At 39.6% G+C, this 19,128-nt stretch carries 18 protein-coding genes and 2 pseudogenes; 11 read left to right on the top strand and 9 right to left on the bottom strand.

The window, feature by feature from the left end:
• Window positions 1–378 (top strand): annotated as a pseudogene (locus ACFFAP_RS22485) (aspartate carbamoyltransferase); the annotation flags it as partial.
• 335 nt (window positions 379–713) lie between these two features.
• Window positions 714–1,154 carry a pentapeptide repeat-containing protein gene (locus tag ACFFAP_RS22490; protein ID WP_334990798.1) on the top strand — a complete coding sequence of 147 codons (441 nt, stop codon included), beginning with the start codon at window positions 714–716 and terminating at the stop codon, window positions 1,152–1,154.
• Window positions 1,155–1,224: 70 nt separating this feature from the next.
• Here ACFFAP_RS22490 and ACFFAP_RS22495 read toward each other — a convergent pair whose 3' ends face one another.
• The 8 genes from ACFFAP_RS22495 to ACFFAP_RS22530 all read right to left on the bottom strand — a co-directional run bounded on the left by ACFFAP_RS22495 (window position 1,225) and on the right by ACFFAP_RS22530 (window position 10,295).
• Window positions 1,225–2,565, bottom strand: coding sequence for a TldD/PmbA family protein (locus ACFFAP_RS22495; protein ID WP_375513304.1), 1,341 nt, complete (start codon window positions 2,563–2,565; stop codon window positions 1,225–1,227).
• Window positions 2,566–2,838: 273 nt separating this feature from the next.
• Window positions 2,839–4,311, bottom strand: coding sequence for a TldD/PmbA family protein (locus ACFFAP_RS22500; protein WP_375513305.1), 1,473 nt, complete (start codon window positions 4,309–4,311; stop codon window positions 2,839–2,841).
• A gap of 569 nt (window positions 4,312–4,880) precedes the next feature.
• On the bottom strand, window positions 4,881–5,708 hold the full coding sequence (locus ACFFAP_RS22505; RefSeq protein WP_375513306.1) for a glycosyltransferase family 2 protein: 828 nt from the start codon (window positions 5,706–5,708) through the stop codon (window positions 4,881–4,883).
• A gap of 39 nt (window positions 5,709–5,747) precedes the next feature.
• Window positions 5,748–7,052: an NAD(P)/FAD-dependent oxidoreductase gene (locus ACFFAP_RS22510; RefSeq protein WP_375513307.1), complete on the bottom strand. Its 1,305-nt coding sequence runs from the start codon at window positions 7,050–7,052 to the stop codon at window positions 5,748–5,750.
• Window positions 7,053–7,143: 91 nt separating this feature from the next.
• Window positions 7,144–7,500, bottom strand: coding sequence for an EamA family transporter (locus ACFFAP_RS22515; RefSeq protein WP_375513308.1), 357 nt, complete (start codon window positions 7,498–7,500; stop codon window positions 7,144–7,146).
• A 34-nt stretch (window positions 7,501–7,534) separates the two neighbouring features.
• A complete protein-coding gene (locus tag ACFFAP_RS22520) occupies window positions 7,535–7,918 on the bottom strand; it encodes an EamA family transporter (protein ID WP_375513309.1) in 384 nt (127 codons plus the stop codon).
• Between the two features lie 314 nt (window positions 7,919–8,232).
• Window positions 8,233–8,484, bottom strand: coding sequence for a hypothetical protein (locus tag ACFFAP_RS22525; protein WP_375513310.1), 252 nt, complete (start codon window positions 8,482–8,484; stop codon window positions 8,233–8,235).
• A gap of 1,457 nt (window positions 8,485–9,941) precedes the next feature.
• A complete protein-coding gene (locus ACFFAP_RS22530; RefSeq protein WP_375513311.1) occupies window positions 9,942–10,295 on the bottom strand; it encodes a hypothetical protein in 354 nt (117 codons plus the stop codon).
• A 333-nt stretch (window positions 10,296–10,628) separates the two neighbouring features.
• Here ACFFAP_RS22530 and ACFFAP_RS22535 point away from each other — a divergent pair, with 333 nt between their 5' ends.
• The 4 genes from ACFFAP_RS22535 to ACFFAP_RS22550 all read left to right on the top strand — a co-directional run bounded on the left by ACFFAP_RS22535 (window position 10,629) and on the right by ACFFAP_RS22550 (window position 14,143).
• Window positions 10,629–12,788, top strand: a complete 2,160-nt coding sequence (locus ACFFAP_RS22535; protein WP_375513312.1) for a Tex family protein — start codon at window positions 10,629–10,631, stop codon at window positions 12,786–12,788.
• 13 nt (window positions 12,789–12,801) lie between these two features.
• Complete coding sequence (locus ACFFAP_RS22540) at window positions 12,802–13,143, top strand: 2Fe-2S iron-sulfur cluster-binding protein (RefSeq protein ID WP_375513313.1); 342 nt, start codon at window positions 12,802–12,804, stop codon at window positions 13,141–13,143.
• A gap of 275 nt (window positions 13,144–13,418) precedes the next feature.
• Window positions 13,419–13,817, top strand: a complete 399-nt coding sequence (locus ACFFAP_RS22545) for a phage holin family protein (protein ID WP_375513314.1) — start codon at window positions 13,419–13,421, stop codon at window positions 13,815–13,817.
• A gap of 134 nt (window positions 13,818–13,951) precedes the next feature.
• Window positions 13,952–14,143, top strand: a complete 192-nt coding sequence (locus tag ACFFAP_RS22550) for a YqaE/Pmp3 family membrane protein (RefSeq protein ID WP_100898558.1) — start codon at window positions 13,952–13,954, stop codon at window positions 14,141–14,143.
• 402 nt (window positions 14,144–14,545) lie between these two features.
• On the opposite strand, the gene ACFFAP_RS22555 is transcribed toward ACFFAP_RS22550, so the two are convergent.
• Window positions 14,546–15,346 (bottom strand): histidine kinase, encoded by an 801-nt coding sequence (locus ACFFAP_RS22555; protein ID WP_375513315.1) that lies wholly within the window; start codon window positions 15,344–15,346, stop codon window positions 14,546–14,548.
• 191 nt (window positions 15,347–15,537) lie between these two features.
• Here ACFFAP_RS22555 and ACFFAP_RS22560 point away from each other — a divergent pair, with 191 nt between their 5' ends.
• The 5 genes and pseudogenes from ACFFAP_RS22560 to ACFFAP_RS22580 all read left to right on the top strand — a co-directional run.
• Window positions 15,538–15,762 carry a hypothetical protein gene (locus tag ACFFAP_RS22560; RefSeq protein ID WP_375513316.1) on the top strand — a complete coding sequence of 75 codons (225 nt, stop codon included), beginning with the start codon at window positions 15,538–15,540 and terminating at the stop codon, window positions 15,760–15,762.
• A gap of 55 nt (window positions 15,763–15,817) precedes the next feature.
• Entirely contained in the window at window positions 15,818–16,153 is a 336-nt protein-coding gene (gene petJ / locus ACFFAP_RS22565; protein ID WP_375513317.1) for a cytochrome c6 PetJ, read from the top strand.
• 211 nt (window positions 16,154–16,364) lie between these two features.
• Window positions 16,365–17,384, top strand: a complete 1,020-nt coding sequence (locus ACFFAP_RS22570) for an aldo/keto reductase (RefSeq protein ID WP_375513318.1) — start codon at window positions 16,365–16,367, stop codon at window positions 17,382–17,384.
• Between the two features lie 58 nt (window positions 17,385–17,442).
• Window positions 17,443–18,012 carry a hypothetical protein gene (locus ACFFAP_RS22575; RefSeq protein WP_375513319.1) on the top strand — a complete coding sequence of 190 codons (570 nt, stop codon included), beginning with the start codon at window positions 17,443–17,445 and terminating at the stop codon, window positions 18,010–18,012.
• A pseudogene (locus tag ACFFAP_RS22580) lies at window positions 17,987–19,128 on the top strand (hypothetical protein); the annotation flags it as partial. The gene ACFFAP_RS22575 and the pseudogene ACFFAP_RS22580, both read left to right, overlap by 26 nt.

Consider the following 19,128-nt stretch of genomic DNA (forward strand, 5'->3'; position numbering starts at 1 on the left):
CCCCACTCCCCATTACCCCTTATCCCCAGAGGGGGCCCCACCTTCCCCACTCCCCAACTTTTTCTCCACTGGCAACTAGAACCAGCTTTGCAGAATGCTGATTTGGTAATGACTTTGCGCCTGCAAAAGGAACGTATGACGGCTCATTTACTGCCAAGTTTGCGAGAATATCATCAACTATTTGGCATTACTAGCACAAAGTTGCAACTTTGTAAACCTAATGTCAAAATTTTGCATCCAGGCCCAGTTAACCGTGGTGTCGAAATTAGTTCTGAATTGATGGATGACCCAGAATTTAGTCTCATTCAATCGCAAGTTACCAGTGGTGTCGCCGTTCGTATGGCGCTGTTGTATTTGATAGGAAGCAGTAAGGTCTAAGGAATTTAACTGTCACAGGCAATGACCATCAGGATTCGGCTGTTGAGTCAACCGTGGGTAAAGTGGTTCGACATGACGATTCGTCTGTTACCCAGGTATAAAGCGTGTTTTACTACTGAATTCTGTATTCTGCTGTATATAACGGTTTGCAGTTGTTGCAGTTGAGTCCAATAATCTTAGTATTAGTCCGATCGGACTAGCTTATAGAAGAATACCTATTCTCATAGAAATTATATATTACTCCGATCGCATGAGTACAGAATTCTGTAATCTTGGCACACTAGTATCGTAGAAGTTCAAAAATTTAATGACTTCTAGAAGTGTCGGAGGTAAATATGAAACGAATTTTTTTGACGGCAGCAGCCTTACTCAGCACGCTATCTTTAGCTGCTCCCCTTTCCGTCAAAGCAGAAAACTCCGCCCCTGTCCGGCGCTTGCTGGAAACTAGAGAATGTTCTGGATGTAATTTAACAGGAGCAAATCTCAAAGGCGCTCACCTGATAGGTGTTGACCTCAGAAATGCAAATTTAAAAGGAGCTAATCTCGAAGGTGCTAACTTAGAAGGTGCTGATTTAACGGGTGCAAATTTGAAGTCTGCTAATCTCACAAAAGCATTCGTCAGCGATACTATCTTAAATAATGCTAATCTTACCAACGTTAATTTGAGTAATTCCCGCTTATATAATAGTGACGTAAATGGCGCTGTTATGGCTAATATTGATTTAAGCGGTGCTGATGTATTCAATACTGCCATTAGCATTGGTGGTGAATACTAATGGTGAGTAATGATTTCAAAGTGATGAGTTAAGAGTTATATTCAACTCCTAACTCTCTACTTTTTAACTTTTACTCACCAGTAATAGACAGTTCATTAACCCAGATTTTCGGGCAAACTCCCCCTGGAGTTAACTCTGGCTCTCTTTCTACATAAATAATTGACTTCAGGACTTCCAAGAAATCGCCAGCAACAGTTGCTGACTCAATACTCGTCCTTACACCCTTGTTAACTAGCCAACCATCAAACGGCAAAGAAAACGAACCTTGCAAGGCTTTAACTCCAGCATGGAGAGCTTGTAAATCATCAATAAAAATTACATTTTCAGCCGTTTCTAAACTCAACTCTTCTTCGGGAGTTGCGGTTGAAAAAACGTGATAAAAATTGGGACTAACACTAACTTTTGCACCAATACTGGCATTACCTGTTGGCTGGGTATTGAACCTTTTGGCAGTGCCTGCACTGTGGAGAAAGCTTGTTAAAATCCCATTTTCAATCAGCGAAACCTGACGAGTAGGAGTTCCTTCACCATCAAAACTTTCTGCGCCTACGTTAGCTGAGTGAAGTGCATCATCAAAAACTGAAATCAGAGGAGAAGCAATTTGCTTACCTAAATCATCAGCAGTAGATAAGCTTTGGTTGTCCAAAATACTTTGAGCGTTGAACAAGTTAGAAAAACCACCTAACAGACTTAAGAAAGCTTCTGGTGAAAAAACAACCCGATATTTACCAGTTTTGATTTTTTCATAATTCAAGTGACTGATAGTTTTATCTGCGGTTTCTTTGATGCAACCATTGATGTCTAGATTATCTAAACTATGGTTGATTCTAAAAGCACCTGCACTGCGAGGTTTCTTTCCTTCTTCCTCAGTTTTGCTGTAAAGGTAAACTGATGCTAAAGAGTGAGATTCAGTTCTCACTGCACCGTCGCTATTGAGATAAAACCTGTCAATATCTCTTTGCGATAACCCATTATAAGGCACACCTTTAATTGCTGGGTGAGCTGCCAGTAATTCTTTTTCAGCTACCAACAATCTTTCGATGAGTTCAGCAACAGGTGCTTGGGGTGTCTTATCTTGAGGTTTATTTGCAATAGAAACAGTAGCTTCTGGACTAAAATCAGGAACATTTTCTTTAACACCAAAGAAGCTAGCTTCGTAGGCAGTTTTCAAAGCTAATTCCAGTCCCTTCGGATCTACATCTGTGGTGCTGGTGACACCCATTGTATTATCTTCATTCCAGACACGAACAGTAACACCAGAGCGATTTGAAGCTTTGACTTGTTTTGGCTCACCTTGGTCTACTTGCACGCTAGTATCATCTACTGTTGACCCATAAATGTCAAATTTCTTAATACCAAGCTTATCAGCATTGTCCTTGGCGGAATTTGCAATCTCATTGATATTTGGCATAGTCAATTTTTGATTTTGAATTTTAGATTTTGGATAGGAAGCGATTTTATTTTGGATATTAGATTTTTGGATTTTGGATGTTAAGCTGTTCCACATAAAATTTGCATATATTGGGGAGGCGAAACGCCAAACCCACAATAAATAAATGTATTATTTAATATTATGCAAACTATATGTGGTTTAGCTTATGACTTATATTTATTCGTAGCTTTTTATTGACGCAATATCCTGAGCATTCACAATCCAAAATCCAAAATTTCAAATCCAAAATTATTATCTTCCACCGACGGTAATAGAATCAACCTTGATGTGGGGTTGTCCTACTGTGGTGTAAATACTGCCACTGACGGAACCACAAAAACCAGGTGCAATTTCCAAATCTTGGGAACACATAGAAATTTTATTCATAATTTCCTTAGCTTCACCGATAAGAATTGCTCCCTTTAGCGGTTTGGTGATTTTGCCATTTTCAATAAAATAAGCTTCATCAACACTAAAGTTAAATTGGCCTGTAGCACCAACGCTTCCGCCACCCATCTTTTTACAGTAAATACCTTTATCAACAGAGGTAAATAAATCATCAATGCTATATTCGCCAGAATCAATATAAGTATTACGCATCCGGCTAGCAGCAGCATAGGTATAATTTTGGCGTCGTCCACTTCCAGTTCTGGGGTGTCCGGTGCGTGCAGAACCTGTTCTATCTGCTAAGAAGTTTTTGAGAACGCCTTTTTCAATTAATAGGGTTCTTTGAGCAGGCATACCTTCGTCATCCATGTCAATTGTCCCGAAGGCATTTTCAGACCGTCCTTCATCCCAGGCTGTCAAACTTTCGTGGGCAATTTTTTCGCCTTTTTTGTCAGCAAAGGGAGTGGTATTGCGTTCGATTTGAGTGGTTTCTAGCAGGTGTCCACAAGCTTCGTGGAAAATTACGCCACCAAAGTGATTGGCCATAATAATCGGGTAAGTACCTGATTCTACGTAATCAGCGTAAAGCATTTTACCAGCAGATTCTGCTATTTTTTCGGCGGCTTGCTGAGAATCCCAAGTCCTCAAGAAGTTGGCATCACTAGTGTTACCAGCGCGTTCACCGATGGAAGCACGATTAGCACCATCAGCACACAATAGGTTAAATCCTACTGACTGGGTAAGGCGAATGTCACGGGCAAAAGTGCCGTCACTGGCGGCGATTAAGACCTCTTGCCAATCCCGGAAATAGGTAGCACGGCGCGATTGAACATGGCTAGCTTTTTGCTTCAGGTGGGCAGTACCATCAAGGAGGACTTCTCCCATTTCTCGGATGGAGCTACATGCTGGTAGCCATGCATCTTTACCTCTTTTGGTGGCGTAATCTCTCAGTAATTCCAGATTGATTTCTGGGATGAAAGCTTTAGCAGTGGGTAGTTGCAATCCTAAGATAGAAAGACCTTTTTCTAAAGCTGCTTTCAAACCGGAAAAAGAAAGGTCATTGGTGCTAACGTAGCAATCAGCTTTGCCGCGAAATACTCTGACTCCCGCGCCTGTAGACAGACTGGGTGAAATACTAGTGATGGAGTCGTCTTCTGCAAGAGAACTAATATAGTTGCGACGTTCTAAAAATAATTCGATGAAGTCAGCACCTGCGGCGCGTCCTAGTCCCAGGAGGGTAGCCAGGGGGGCTTCCCAGGTTTCATCGAAACGCTCTGGTGTGGAGGAATATTGGAGGGTGGGAAGTTGATTCGAGAGAAGTAGCGTACTTGTAAGCATGGGTAGCCTCGTCTGCTGGCGTAGTTCAGAGATTTGACTGAAAAATCCTGGTGTGTTCAGTCTAACAAATCAGGGAAAGCCAGAGTCGGCAATTAAGTAGTAGGGGTTTCCTCACCTAAAAAACTTACTTCCCCCTCTTAAGCATGAGTGAAATATTGTAATTAACACCCTTTGGTGAGCGATGCAATACTGGGTGTAATGTTTATATCATGTCCGCTTGATTGCTAATTAAACCCGAAGAACCCCTCCTCGCTCTTCGAGAGGGGATTAAGGGGTAGGGTGTAATGACTATAGTTAGCATAACTATTTATGCGGACATGATATTTAGACGCAGAGAATGAGCAAACCAGAAAGTGAAAATATTCATACATAAATAATTGGAAGGCTGTATAAGACTGTCTTCCAATTTTTTAAAGTATAGGAAAGAATATCCACATATATTGGTAAAAGCAACAATTTAATCAAACTTATTTTTGATTTCTGCCTTGCTCGTCCCTAAAATGATACCGTTGATAAATTACCATTTTCCATCCAGTTAATTCTTGGTGAGAGCCTATTCCTTCTCAGGTTTATTTACGATTTGTTATTTTCAGGGGAATTCTTACTATTTCTTGCTGATTGAAAGTCTGACCTAAATTAGCAGCAGTTGGCGCTGGCGATGTTAAATTCTTAAACAATAGCTTCAGGGTTCGAGTAATAGTTTTAAGAATTTTCATTTTGCTGGCACTAGGCTTTTGATCGTATCTCAAAACCATTGGAATTTCTACAATTTTTGGTTTGAGCGCTTTGGCTTTCAGCAGTAAATCTATCATGCAAGCAAATCCACTTTCAGTGAATAAATTCTCGCCATAATACATATTTAGTTTGCTGACGAAACTACGGTTATACAGCCTGTAGCCACAAGTGTAGTCTTTTACACCTGGTACATGGGCTGCAATTCTAAAAAGCCAGCTTGCTCCGTAACTCATTATCTCTCTAAATGTTGATAAGCCTATGACTTTAGAGCCTTTTCGATATCTGGATGCGATCGCAATATCATAGCTACCAGCTATCATCGTCTCATACATCTTGATTAATAGTTCTGGTGGTTGAGTGTTGTCGCAATCCATCGCGGCTAAAAAATCGCCTTCTTTAGAAATTTCTAAGAAAGTTGTGAAACCTGTTTTAATTGCTTGACCTAAACCAGCATTTTTGGGATGTTGGACTAATTTCAGTGATATCCCCAGCGATTGAGATTCATCTAAAGCAGTCTGAGCAGTTGCATCCTTGCTACCATCATCAACAAGAATCAGCCGGATATCCATATTAGAGATTTCCTGCAATACCTGAAACTTTTTGAACAAGGGGCGAATTGATTCTTGCTCATTGTATGCAGGTAAAAGAACAAAAAGACTCATAAGTACCTCGTGTGATTTTCAAAATATCATTCTCAAATTTCAAGAATTCACTAATGTTGATTTCTTGAGAAATTCATCGACCTGTCGGACGACTGCGTTGTTGTTGACGCTATCATTGACCAACTGTGAGGTATTGACGACGAAAAAATCATCATTTTCAGTACTCACTTTTGGAACAAAGCTTGAATAATTTAAAACTTGTAGTGGCTGTACTTTAATAGCTCGATTAATGTGTGCTGCGACAATATCATCTGCTTTGAGTCCTGGGAACATCAAACGTATACCCTGGAAAAATACTTGGCGCAATTCATCATCTGGCTGTTTTAACAACGGGTCAGTGGAAAGGATATATTTTGGTAGGAATGTGATATGATACCCTGCTGTCTCTTGCAAAGAAACTAAGTTACTCATACCGATGACTCCAGTAAAGGGAACATTTCTATCGGCAATATTTACTACGTAATAAGGAATTAGAGCCTTGCGAGTAATAAGTACCATGCAGATTACGCCCAGGTATTCTACTGTTTCACCAGTGTCTGAAACTTTTACCAATTCTTTGGCAGCAACCTGTTGCAGAATATTAACTGGGCCTGTAAAGATGACTTTATCAAAATGTTCCTTTTTGCCCTGATATTCTACCCACATTCCACCCTCTGGATGAGGTGCGATATATTCCACCGCAACACCTGTGTGGATATGACCCCCAGCCGCGTAAATTAATTTTTCTATATGGTCAAAAACAGTTTTGTAACCGCCTGAGACATAACCAAGTTGTTCTTTATTTAATGAAGAATCCCGCGCTGAAAATAGTCGTTTGATATAAGCCCAGATAAAAACTGCTGATATTCGCTTATAGTTTTCTCCTAATTTGGATAGAAGCAAGGGTTTCCAGAGCTTTTCGTATGTGCTTTTACCACCAAGTTTCAATAGCCAATCTTCAACTAATATCTTCTCTAAGCGTCGCCAGTTATTAAGGCGTGAACCATACAATAGAGTAAAAGCTAATCTGATTTTACCTATAAGTCCAAATAGAGGAAACCGGAGAAATTCTATAGAATTACTGATAGAATAAAATTTTTGATTATCGTAAAAGCCTGTTAAACTTCGATGCCAACGCAGTTTATCTCCAAGACCAATATCTCTGAGAAAATTTATTAAATGAGTATCAGAAGGGAGGATGACATGATAAAACCGATCCCAGGTAAACAACCCATAATCATGATAAGTGGTAAGTCCACCAAGCTGTTTATTACTGTCGAATACAGTTACTTTATGTCCTTGATTTGAAAGACGTTGCGCTAATACTAGCCCAGTTATACCCCCGCCAATGATGCCTATATTCATAAATTTAATTTAGATTTTTGTAGGGATGCTTTTGAGATTTATTTTCAGAAGATTTGAATATTAATAGCCTTGCTGTTTACCCCTTTAGCTATTAATTTACAACAAGAACTACACCAGTTATGATAATGGAAATTCCTATCCACTGGCTAAATATAACCTGCTCTTTTAGAAAATAGTGAGAAGCAATTGGTACAAATGCATACATTAATCCTAAAACTGGAAATGCTTTACTCAGAGGAATTGTCCGCAATACATAAAGCCACAATATAGTCATAAATGTATAGCAGATAAACCAAATCCAAAAATAACGAGATAATAACAGATTTTGGATAGATGCGCTTGCTCCCTTTGTAGGGCTAGAAATGTAAAGTCCATACTTTAGTGATAGGTTCGCTGTTGTTCCGAATAAAACCACAAGCATTAAAACTAGCCAAGTAATGATGTTCATTTTTCAATGTTTACTGATGAGATTTACTAGAAATTTATGTAGCTTTTTTCAGGGGAATAACCACTAAAAGAACACCTAGAAAAATAGTTATTACTCCTGCGATTCGAGTTAGTGTAATCTCTTCATTAAAAAAGTAGTATGAACCGAAAAGTATCCCGACATAATTTAAACTAGTAAGTGGATAAGCAATACTCAATTTTACAGAGCGCAAAGCCAATATCCAATTTATTACTCCCAAGCAATAAACACTAATAGCTAATACTAATTTTTGAATAAATACCCAATTAAATAGTCCCTCATTTGTATGACTCATGGTATGCTTCATCAGCAATTGCCCAGAAATACTAAATAAAATACTGATAAACAGGATAATATAAGGAATTATTTTAACGTTTGAAGTTTGCGAGATAGATTTCATAGTACATTTACCTCAATCGAGATAGTAGGTATGAACCGGACAATAAACAGCCCATTGTTTTAAAAGTTTCGGATTGAGGTTACACCTTCTGTGCAATTCGACTTCCACTTCAATAAATAGACAACAAAATTAGGAAGGCTATGTTGAAGTGACTGATATCAAAATGATCGTCGAAGCTCATGTCCAAGAGTTAGCAACTAAATACTATGCAACTTGTGGGATGGTTGCTGTATCATGACAACGCCCGATATTATCCGAGTAGAGTCGGTTATACTTGCAGACATAACAGTTTCCTTGCTTGACAATTGGCACAATCAATTTAGGCTTTGCCCAATATGAATTGCAGATGTGTTCCGTATCAGCCAGTTATGTTTCCAGACTAGTTTTAGTGCGATCGCAATATCTATATCATAGTGGATGCAGATATAGGGAACATTAAGTCCTCTTTCACAAATTTGTGAACAAAGTTGCTGAACTCGGATTCGGCCCGCATGTTCAACAGATGGAGTTAAGCGAGTAAAAATGGATTTCCAGAATTTTTGATTAATCCATTTATTAACTTTCATCAGTTGTATCCTGCTATAGGAATCTTGTTGAAGACACTACTCAACTTCTCAAGCCATTAACTTCTGCATCAAAACTAAGTTGAATTAATAAATGTTCTTACATTTTCTCCAGGAAGTGTTTATTAGTTTTCTGACATGCCATAGAATTTATCCAGGCTCACAGACATATCTGTAACTTGGGCTGGAAACTAAGCCGATTAATAAAATTTAATACTCAAAGTGAGTGTTTATACGTATTTCTCTTGAACATCGGAACACAATGGGTAACCAAAGTCAGCCTAAGAGCGGAAAGAATTGATAGATAACTCTACAGTAATGCGCTTTACAGGTAGGTTTATGGAAAATTTTACTGAATGTCAAAATGGAGTTTTTGACTAGCGTTTGGTCATCAATTCGCAACTTACGTTGAGTTAAGCGGATTTGAGATGTTTTTACATTACATTATCTTAAGTATTAGTTTTGTTTGATTATTCTTAATTATATGTAATTTTAACTAGAGTTGTACCTCAAAATTTGTTTTTACATATAATTACTTACTAGAATACCACGATAAAAGAGTGTTGCAAATTTATCGCCATACTTCATCAAAAATTCATTTTAAGAAAATATACTTAAACAAAAACTTTATAATAATCTACACTTTTCTCTTGATGAATCTTTATTTTTAAGAATTTGTACATTTATGTACCACTTTCTGGCTAATAAGCTTCCAGAAGTAGCGATTTAGTATCCGATTCTAAAAGTGCAAAGCTAAGACTTTGAGAAAGCAGAATTGAAACTTGAACAACAGTGCAAACAACGGCTTTTTAAGTATAAAAGTATGCTATAATTAGCAATTATAAATGCTAATGGATAGTCTAAATAGTTTTTATTTATCCACGAAAATCTTCAAATTCAGATATCTTAGACAAAACTTAGTTTAAGGTTAACTTAGAGGTTGTTTGAAAAGTGGTTGGCTGTGATTTTTGGCACTGATTTATCACCCCTAACCCACGCAAGTCGCTCCACTTGGGGGTTTACCCCATGAGCAACTGGCGTAGATTTAGGGAAATCTAAAACTTTTTGCTACCGACAAGAGGACTTTTAAAACATCCTCTAACAGACAAGACAAGACTACTTAGATTTTTTCAAAAACAATTTACGATTCCTATATAAAAAGGTCAAGACTATAGCACTTCTCAATTGAGTGTAATACAGACTTAACCCTTGTAGTGTTGGGGAGTAAGATTCAAAGTCTCTCTACTTTTAAAACAGAGGAATGGAAGTGAGGTCAAAGTGGATTGCATCCATAGACACGTAGCGGCTTCCCGGTCTTTATGAGAACCGCTATGTATTCACATGGAAGAATTCCCCACACAAAAATTACCAAGTTCCGTTTTTAAGGATATTGTTAAGTAGCTGGCTTATAATTTTCAGCAGTTTACAGTTGAGAAAAAATTAGTTGGTGGTAGTTGGTCTTATTTAGTTTCTCTAAATTGTTTTCCTTTGCTTTGAGTTTGTTTTGACTCATTTTCCTGCAAAAGTCTGTTGGTAATAATTAAGACAATGATTAACAATCCAAACTGAATCTGCCAGGGTGCTAATACTAAACTGAAAATAAAGCTAATAGCTGCAAATACACCTGCAATATATGCAATTTCATCACTACTCTTTTTAAATAAGTAGCCAGTGGCTAAAGCCGTACACAGTGGTATCAAGAAAAACAAAGGCATTTTACTAACCTCTGAACTAAAAGTTGTTGTATCTATGAAACAAATTAAAATTGTTTTTGGAATTCTGGTTAATCTTACATTTAATAAGGTTTTAGCCACAACTGTCGATCGAAATAAATATTCGTTCTACCAGTGTCCCGACTCAGAATAGCTGCGCTATGCTATACAAACTCTTGGTTAACACGCAGATTGGAAGGATTTAAAACTCAATTGCACTGTTGTGAGCAATCATCTGGTAAATTAGCTTAAAACTTTGGCTTTGCGCCAGGATTAGGATCTAGTACAAGGCGCGTAAATCAAGCTACCATTTTAAAACTTGCAAAAGCCTTGATATACAAAACTTTTGAATGCGTGAATGCGTGACTTCCGCCTTGCGGTACTACCATATTACCTTTAGAAGTAGCATTTTCATTTTTTCATTTTAGACACCTAATGCTGAACATTCCTCAATTACTGGCAACTGAAATCAACCTGAAACCCCATCAGGTGCAAAACGCGCTGGAACTTTTGGCGGAGGGTGCAACGATTCCCTTTATTGCACGTTACCGGAAAGAGCGCACGGATGAGATGAATGAAGTGCAACTACGTGAACTGGCTGATCGATATACTTATTTAACAGAACTGGAAGAACGAAAATCTGTGATTTTAAGTGCGATCGCCCAACAAGGTAAACTCACAGATGAACTCAAAGCCAAAATCTCATCCTGCTTACAAAAAACCGAACTTGAGGATTTATATCTACCCTATCGCCCAAAACGACGCACCCGCGCCACTATCGCCAGAGAAAAAGGACTCGAACCACTGGCGGAATTCATCAAGTCATTAAATGTAAAAAATGCTGCAACAGCTTCACTAGAAGAAGAAGCGGCTAAGTATATTTCTGAAGCCAAGGGAGTAAAAACAGCAGAAGAAGCACTCAAAGGTGCTGCTGATATTTTAGGGGAAGAAGTGGCCGAAAAAGCTGAATTACGGGCATATATCCGCGATTTTCTTCTAGAAGAAGGGGTATTTGTCTCCCACATCAAAGATGATTATCCCGAAGGTTCAACCAAATTTGAGATGTACCGTAACTATCAAATTAGGGTAAAAAATATTGCACCCCACAATATGCTGGCGTTGTGTCGAGGCGAAACTGAGAAAGTATTAAGCTTTGAAATTGCTTTTGATGAGGATACGGTACTTTACTATCTTGAGTCGAAAGAAATTAAAACCAAAGTTCGGACAATTCGGGATTTTTATCAGGCGATGTTGAAGGATGCATTCAATCGTTTGATGAAAGTCTCTCTAATGGGAGAGGTAATTTCTGAAAATAAAGTTTATGCAGACATGGAATCAATCAAGACATTTGAAACTAATCTGCGAGAGTTGCTGCTATCTGCACCAGCAGGAATGAAACCAACCTTGGCGATAGACCCTGGATTTAGAACCGGGTGTAAAGTTGCTGTCCTCGACCAAACGGGGAAATTTTTGGAATACCAAGCGGTTTTTCCTCACCAAGCGGCTGAACAACGCGCTAAAGCTGCACAAACCGTCAAAAATCTAATTCAAAAATACAAGATTGAGTTAATCGCCATTGGTAACGGTACAGCGTCGCGCGAGACAGAGGAGTTTGTCACGCAAGTATTGCAAACCATAGAACGCAAACCAGTTAAGGTGATGGTGAATGAATCTGGCGCATCTATATATTCTGCAAGTATTGTAGCGCTGGAAGAGTTTCCCGATTTAGATGTTACCGTGCGCGGTGCAATAAGCATCGGCCGCCGTTTGCAAGATCCTCTGGCGGAACTGGTGAAAATCGATCCCAAATCCATTGGTGTGGGACAATATCAGCACGATGTCGATCAGAAGTTGCTGAAAAAGAAATTGGATGAGACTGTAGAAAGCTGCGTTAACTACGTCGGCGTAGACTTGAACACCGCCTCTAAAGAACTTCTGACTTCTGTCTCTGGGATTACGGCAAGTGTTGCTAATAACATTGTCGCCTATCGCAACCAGAATGGAGCCTTTAAAAATCGCCGACAACTTTTGAAAGTTCCCAAATTGGGGCCAAAGGCTTTTGAACAAGCGGCGGGTTTTCTGCGGATTCGCGGCGGTGAGAACCCATTAGATAATACAGCAGTGCATCCAGAAAGTTATTCTGTAGTAGAAGCGATCGCATCTGATCTAAATGTGCCATTAAATCAGGTAACACAAATTGCCGAAAAACTTAAAAAGACCAACCTGAAGAAATACGTTACCGATAGCGTCGGCGAACCCACACTGCGCGACATCCTCAGTGAACTAGAAAAACCAGGTAGAGATCCCCGTGCTGAGTTTAAGTATGCCACCTTCAGAGAAGGAATTAAGGAAATCAGCGACTTAAAGGTGGGAATGGAACTGGAAGGAATGATCACAAATGTCGCCAACTTCGGCGCTTTCGTAGATATCGGCGTCCATCAAGATGGCTTGGTGCATATATCCCAACTTGCTGATAGATTTGTAGACGATCCCAACAAAGTTGTCAAAGTCGGACAAGTAGTCAAAGTGCAGGTGCTAGAAATCAACGAGAAACTCAAGCGGATTAGTTTGTCGATGAAAGCAGTTAAACAATAATTACAAACAGCAGATGGCAGTTTATCAAGTTCAATTCATCAATCCTACACTTGGATTAGATCGTACTATTCCAGTACCAGACGATCAATATATTCTAGATATGGCAGAAGAAGCACGTATCCGCCTACCATCTGGGTGCAAACAAGGCGAATGTTCTGCCTGTATCGCCAAACTCATTAGCGGTGAAGTTGATCAAAGTGAGCAAAAATTTCTGCGCCCAAGTGAAATACAGGCTGGTTATGTTGTTACTTGTGTAACTTACCCTTTATCTAATTGCACTTTAGAAACCCATCAAGAACAAATCTTGTATAAATCAGCGCTTTACTATCAGCCTGAGTCGGGAAAATCTAAGTGATTGCAATACTAATCGGTTAAGAAAATTTGTAGGTTGGGTTGTAGGTAGTGAAACCCGACAAAACCGTGAAAATGTTGGGTTTGATTCCTCAACCCAACCTACCTCGGAGTGCTTTTTTAAGTAAAACCTACGCAGTAGTGAAACCGCTATCTTTTTCTCAATGATCGGCCTAACGGTAGAAACAAATTCTATCTTGCAAGAGAGGTTAAAACCTAGCAGATAGTTGAATATGAGATAAGAAGTTACAAAAAATCTTTAGTGATTAGGTAAGAAAAATGTTAACACCATTATTAACCGCCCTAGCTACAGCTTTGAGCTTGTTGATTGTTGATTTAGTTGTTCCAGGCGTTAATATTGCTAATTTTCCCGCAGCTATGATTGCGGCTTTAGTAGTTGGTCTAATTAACGGTTCAGTTAAACCAGTTTTGTCTGCTCTTTCTCTACCACTTAACTTTCTATCATTTGGAGCATTTTCGCTCGTCGTCAACGGTTTGTGTTTCTGGTTGGCAGCAGTGCTAGTTCCTGGATTCGCAGTTCATGGAATTATTGGTTTCCTGCTTGGGCCAGTGATTCTAACTTTTGCTAACACTTTCATTAACAACTACTTTGTTGAAAGAAACCTTTTAACCGGCAGTGGTGATGTAAAAAGCCAAGGTGAATTACCTTCTAGATAAGTGTTATAATGAGTAGAAAGACCAATTTTATAACCACGTCTCTACTCTAAATAAAATATCCGAAGTTGAATTTCCTAATCTAGGAAGATTCACCAAGATGTAATTAAAGAAAATCACAAAAATACGGCAAAATCATGAAATTAGTTCGTTTTCTTCTAGGTTTGTTAGTGCCTCCTTTAGGCGTTTTCCTGACAGTTGGAATTGGTCCAACCTTGTTTATTAACATCTTGCTCACAGTTCTAGGTTGGCTACCCGGTAGTATTCATGCAATTTGGGTTATTGCCAAGCATGATGAACAACTGAATAGAGAAGGAAATATTTACTAATACGCAAGATGAATTTTAGGGAATCTTAAGTAGGGTGCGTTACGGCTTTAGCTGTAACGCACCATTTTAGTTTCTACCAGAATTAGAAGTTATAAGACCTAACCCCTTTCCCGAAGCCGGAAGGGGGAAAAATTCAAAGCCTCTCTCCTTTTAGTAGAGAGGAATGGAAGTGAGGTCAAAATTGTACATCACTGGGTCGATAACTGATATAAGGATAGTCCTACGATTATACAATTTAGATATTTTTCAGCTTATTAAGCAGTGGGTTATACCAAAGGCTAATGCACCCTAATAAAGCTGAGTCTTTAATAATTATACAAATACGTTGTAAAGGACACAGCAATGCCGTGTCCCTACAAAAATTCTATATGTATCAGGGTTTGTGTGAAAAAGCAATTTAGTCTATTTATGAATAGTATCGCGCTCTTTATTAGCAGGTTCCTTCTCTTTGAACAAGTCAGCCGCCGTTAAGAGTAACTGCCTCAACGTTTGTTTGATTTGGCGTTCTTTTCTTGCTAGAGATGTACCAGCTTCACCTAGTTGATCTTCTAGTTGCGATCGCTTCTGTTCTACCTGCACAGCCATAGATTCTGCTTGAGGACGAGCTTTATCATACCAGTGTTTAGCCTCGTCTAGATAATCTTGAACTTCCATATTACGTCCGCCATAGCGTGCGGCTAAGTTAGCTCGGACAATTGCTAGCTGCGCTTGCAGTTGGGCGTAACGTTTCTTTAACAATCCTGCTTCTTCACTATCTTTAAGGGCATTGACAGCAGAATCAATTGCAGTTTTAGTACTAGCAGGTTTTTCCTTACCCGTCTCTTCAATATCTGCCAAAATTACATCAACCTCTTGCTGTAGTTGTTCTTCTTCACCATCCAGTTGAGCCTGTAGGCGCTTTATATCTATCTGAGTTTGAGCAATGCTTTCATGTCTTTTGCTATTAATCCCTTCCAGCGCTCCTTCAATAGAAGCTGTCACTTCATCTTTGAGTTCGCTACCTTTTTCTTGGAAGTTTTCAATTACAGCAGAGACAGCATCTTTAACAATACTACGAACTTCACTTGAACCTTGTTTAAACTCAGAAGCTACTTGAGAAACTGCGGATTTCACAATTTCTCGAATCCGTTCAGTTCTTAATTGTCCAGTTTCTTTCGCTTGTTGCAAGTCTGCTTGAATTTGTTGTTTGATATTGTTAGGCATTTTCAACTCTTGGGGTTTAACTATTTTGGATAAAATTTTCTAGACATGTTCGCATAACTACATTATGGCGTAGTCTAAGAAGGCTCGGCACTTCCTTTAGATAGAAAATAATAACCTTCAGGAGGTGATGTGTAGCATGTTGCCCATTCGTGAGATGATTAATATTTGTTGCTAGTAATTGAGATGAAAATATGTGGCAAGTAAATATTACTTGTTCAGGCGATGCCTGGAAGCGGTATGGTACTGAATTTAAAGCGATCGCAGAAAAATATCAAGGTGAATTGATTAGTTCCAAAAAAATGCCAGATGGGACGCGCATCATGTCTTACAAAATTGAAGATGTTAGCGATGCCGAAGCCTTTCAAGAAGATTGTGCAAATTTTGCTGGATTTACAACTGACTTTGAATCCTTGTAGTATTGCTTCTGATACTAATCCCTGCAACAAGTATGTCTAGATCGGGAAAAATTAAATGAAAAAACTACTTACATTAGTATTAGTAACATTTTTGTTATTGATCAGCACTTTTACTTTACCTGTTAGTGCAGCAGACACAGTTAACGGTGAACAAATATTTAGTGTTCATTGTGCTGGTTGTCATATTAATGGCAGCAACATCATCAGGCGAGGTAAAAATCTCAAAAAGCAAGCGCTGAAAAAGTATGGCATGGATTCAATAGAGGCAGTTACATCTATAGTTACCATTGGTAAAAATAATATGTCAGCCTACAAAGAACGCCTGACTGAACAGCAAATTCAAGATGTTGCTGCTTACGTTCTCGAACAAGCTGAAAAAGACTGGCGTTAGAAAGTTGGAAGTTAGGAGTTCAAAGTTAGGAGTTAAGAGTTAAGATTTAAGAGTTATTGATTATCGCTGTTATAAATGGTTCTTAAGAAGGCATAAAGCTTAAGAATCTTGTAATAAGATGCTTATAAACTTACTAATTCTTCATTCTTCTCACTGCTAACTATTGTACAGACGCGATTAATCGTGTCTCTTCTCACTCCTAAACTTGAAAATGAACTTACCCACAGCTAGCCGTCTCCAATTCACTCCTGATTTAAACATTTGCCGCATATTAAATGGGATGTGGCAAGTCTCTGGCGGACATGGACGCATTAATCCCCAAGCCGCTATTGAGACTATGTTCAAATATGTAGATGCAGGCTTTACTACTTGGGATTTAGCAGACCACTATGGCCCCGCAGAAGACTTTATTGGTGAGTTTCGCTGTCAACTAATTGACACTCGTGGGAAAGATGCTTTATCTCAGGTGCAAGCTTTTACAAAATGGGTGCCTCGTCCTGGTAAAATGACGAAAAAACTCGTCGAGGAAAATATTGATATTTCCCTGAGAAGGATGAATGTGCAATCGTTAGATTTGATGCAATTCCACTGGTGGGAATATCAGGATAAAAATTACCTAGATGCCCTCAAATATATGGCAGAACTTCAGACTGAGGGTAAAATTAAGCATTTAGGTTTAACTAATTTTGACACAGAAAACTTAAAGCTTATTACCGAAGCCGGGATCAAAATTGTTTCTAACCAAGTGCAATTTTCCCTTGTTGACCGCCGCCCGGAAGTTAATATGGTGCAGTTTTGTCAACAGCATGACATAAAGCTTTTTACTTACGGTACACTGTGCGGCGGTTTGTTATCAGAAAACTATTTGGGTAAACCGGAACCGCGAGGATTTGATTTATCCACTGCTAGTTTGAAAAAATATAAAAATATGATCGATGCTTGGGGTAGTTGGCAATTATTTCAAGAGTTGCTGGCTATCCTGAAGGAAATTGCTAATAAGCATGGGGTAAGCATTTCTAACGTAGCAGTGCGTTACATTTTAGATCAGCCAACAGTGGGCGGTGTGATAGTTGGTGCCAGACTTGGTGAATCTGAACATATAGAAGATAACGCCAAAATATTTAATTTGAGTTTAGATGCTGACGATCGCGATCGCATCAATGCAGTATCTCGCCAATCACGCGATTTGTACCAGCTAATCGGCGATTGCGGCGACGAATATCGGCGATAATTTCAGGAATTGGGTGATAATACGGTGAAGGTTACTGTGCAAACTACTGCTGTCAGCCATGCCCCTAAACTTCACCTTCGCCCTCAGTCAACAGCAAACTTTTGAACTGCGCTGTGATTATGGCTCGCGTCGCCTGGATAAAACGGAGTTGGCAGCGCTGATTGATTTGTGTGAGCAAAATTACTATGCTCAACAAAGAGATCATCTACCCTATCTCACCCAATTGGGACGGCAACTTTATCAATGGCTGGATGGTAAAGAAGGATGGCTGAGAAGGGCGCTGGATGAGGCGGATGAGCAAACGATTCTTCTCGATTTGATTAAAACCAGCGAAGCAAAGGGGTTGAACCCGGAAACAGAACGGGTAGCGTTGGGATTGGCACATCTGCCTTGGGAATTGCTAGATGATGGTGCAGGGTTTTTGATAGAACGCCAGAATCTTTCCGTTTTACCAGTGCGTTCTGTGCAGCAGCGTCAAACTCAAGTGATTGGCGTGCAAAATCGTCCATTGCGGTTGCTGTTCATGGCGACTTCTCCTGAAGATCCCAGAGTTCCACCATTAGGGTTTGAGCAGGAAGAAGCGAAGATTTTGCAAGCAACTTTTGAACGAACCAAAGGTGTCTCTTAAAGGACGGTTGCAAAACTTTTTTGCAGCAATAGAAAAAGAACACAACCAACCCTTACTGTTGGTGCTGGATGACTTTGAGCAGAACATCCCCATAGCTAACATTGAAGATGGCTCACTGCGGATGACGGCAGAGGCTTACGAAATTTTAGAGGCGATTTGTGGGGCGTTGGAGGAAAACGGGGCAGAAAGTCGGCTGATTGTCACTTGTCGCTATTTGAAAGAAGACACTTTGCCACCTCATCGTCTGCATTTGGAATCTTTGGCAGGGATGAGCAGCAGTGATATTGATAAAATCTGCTTTCCTTTAGATAAAGAAGTTAGGCAACAGTTAAAAACTCAGAGGATTATTAATATTGCCAATGGTAATCCTCGTTTGCTGAAGTGGCTGTTGGAGGTGATTCAGCAACTAGGACTGGCGGCGGATGAATTACTGAATCGGCTGGAGAAGACTGAGCAGAAATTTCGTGAAAATATTTTGGCACAAACTTTGCTGGATGCTTTGGAATTGGAAGAACAAAAGTTTCTCGCGCGGTTGAGTGTGTTTCACCTTCCCGTTACTGTTGAAATCATCAATGCCATTTCCCCCTCTGCCTCTTTTCTGCAAAAGCTAACCAGCCTCAGCTTAGTTGAGTCTGCCACCACTCACCCCAACCAGCCAGCTAGTTATCGGGTGACGACAATTTTAGAACCATTGCTAGAACCAGTGTTAAATGAGGAAGAATGGCAAGTAACGCGACAGCAAGGGGTGAGGAAAATCCATCAAGCTTGGTGGGAGGAGTCTAACCAAAAAACGGAAGCAGAAGCATTGGAAGTTGTGCGGTTGGGATTGTTAGCAAAAGAGCAGGATATTGCTGTCAGCATTGGGGATATGATTGCAAACCGTTGGGTGAACAATTCCCGCTTTATAGAAGCTTTAGAGCTATGTGAGCAAGTTCTGGCAGTTTTTCAAGATTACCGCATCTTGGGAACCGTCGCCCGTGCCGAAGAGGTTTTAGGTTTTGTGCAAGAGGCTGTTGCCCATTATCAGCAAGCTATAGACTTTTGCCCTGAAGAGGAATTACAAACAAAAGCCGCGACGCTACACAACATGGCTCAGGTAATAGCCCAACAAGGATT

The sequence above is a fragment of the uncultured Nostoc sp. genome (assembly GCF_964245575.1).
Lineage (GTDB): Bacteria > Cyanobacteriota > Cyanobacteriia > Cyanobacteriales > Nostocaceae > Nostoc.